The 1778-nt window shown below is 74.9% G+C and carries 1 protein-coding gene and 1 pseudogene; one reads left to right on the forward strand and one right to left on the reverse strand.

Annotated features, from left to right (window positions below; all coding sequences use genetic code 11):
• A pseudogene (locus ADK55_RS14330) lies at positions 1–1463 on the forward strand (hypothetical protein); the annotation flags it as partial.
• 32 nt (positions 1464–1495) lie between these two features.
• Here the strand turns inward: ADK55_RS14330 and ADK55_RS14335 are convergent.
• A partial coding sequence (locus ADK55_RS14335) for an IPT/TIG domain-containing protein (protein ID WP_199826515.1) occupies positions 1496–1778 on the reverse strand: 283 nt, incomplete at its 5' end.

The raw sequence follows: 1778 nt of genomic DNA on the forward strand, positions 1-1778 counted from the left end.
GAACTCCCCGCCCCCTGCCCCCGTTCCGACACGCCGACCGGTGGCTGCCCCGGCAACAGCAGGTCGCGGTCCGTCTCGCCGAGGCCGCCCTCGCCGATCCCGGCCGGGGTCTGGACGAACGCGCCGCACTGCTCCGTGCCGTGGCCCCCGTACCGGAGTACGGGCGGGCCCTGCTCCAGCGGTACACCGCCCCCGCCGGCCTTGCCGAACCCGTCCTGGCGGCAGCCGCCTTGGACGCGGCCGCCCACACGGACGACCCGGCCTCGACCCTCGGCGCCATGCTCGAACACGCCGGCGACGACCGGGCCGCGGCCGCCTGGTCCGCGGCCGGCCGAGCCGCCGCCCATGCCCGACCCACGCGGATCGCCGCCCTGCTCCGTGACGTCCTGACCCGCGAAAGCGGGGTGAAGGTCACCGTCCGCAAGGCGGCCGCCCGACTCGCCGCCCTCCACCTGCCCCCCGGCGCCGCCACCGCGCTGCTGTCCGCGGTGGGCCGTACCCCGGGCGTCCATCCGGACGTCCACGCCACCGTCGTCGGCCTGGCCGCGACCCTGCTGCCGGCCGAGGAGATGTGGGCGCTACTGGAGTCGGCGGCCACGGACGGACCGGACTCGGCCAGGCGGACGCTCCTGGACCTGAACCCGGCGGATCTGGCCCCCACCCACCGGCCGCGGTACGGGGAACTCATCGCCGGACTGCCCTTCCTGGCCGAGGAACAGGCGGCAAACCAGGCGCTGTTCAGCCTCCGTGACTGGGCGCGGTACACGCCTGCGGCCGGTACGACGCTGGCGGACGTCTACACCGACCTCGCCTCGCCACTGAGTCTCTCGGGGGTGAGGCAGGCACTCACCGGACTGGCCCAGTCCGAACTGCCGCACCCGATCGGTGGTGTGGAGCCCGGCAGTCTGCTGCGCGGCGTCGTGGACCGGCTCCTCGCGCTGATCGCGGCCGGCGAGCCGGAGGGCGGCGGGCGCGGCGGGGATCTACCGGCACGCCGTCGCCTGGAGTCCCTCGTCGGCTCGTCGATCAGGGACCGCCGGATGTGCGCGGTCCTGGCCCGGCGCCTGACGCCCGAACCGGCGGTCACCGCCGCCCGTACCGCTCTTCTCGTGCGGGCGATCGACCTGGAGTCGGCCGAGCCCGAACTACTGCTTACGCTCGCCGAGTTGACCGCTGCGGTCGAGGGTCGCCCCGTCCTCGCGGTACGGGTCGCCAAGGAGCTGGAGGACGGACACCGATACGGCGATCCGCTCGCCGATCCCGCCGCCGCGCTCGCCGCGGTGCGTGTCCTGAGCGGCCGGGGTGGTGTGGTGGAAGGCCTCCTCGCCCTGGGCCTCGCCAGAGCCCTCGGCATCCGGCAGAACTGGCCCGACGCTTGCCGTGCGGCCATCGTCGAACTGCGCCGCCACCCGGAGCGGGAGGTCGGGGAGGCGGCGTACGCCACGGTCCTGGGCGGGAGCTGAGACCCACGATCGCGGACGCGTGGGGGGAGGGCTCAGTCGAGGTAGGTGAAGGGGAGCGCGTTGGTGAGCCGCCCGCAGGGGGTGGCCGCGTAGACGGACACGGTGGCCGCCGCGGGCCACTCGGGGGCGACGGCGATGAGGGTGGTGTCACTGAGCGCCACCACGTCCGTGGCTTCCCGGCCGGTGAAGCAGCCGTCGGGTGTCACGGTGCCGAACAGCATCCGGGTGTAGGGGGTGAGGTTGGCGCCGACAAGGGTGACCTGCGTGCCGCCGGCTCGGGGGCCGGTTTCCGGCTGGAGTGCGACGAGCTGCCCC

The organism is Streptomyces sp. WM4235 (genome assembly GCF_001279725.1).
Classification (GTDB): domain Bacteria; phylum Actinomycetota; class Actinomycetes; order Streptomycetales; family Streptomycetaceae; genus Streptomyces.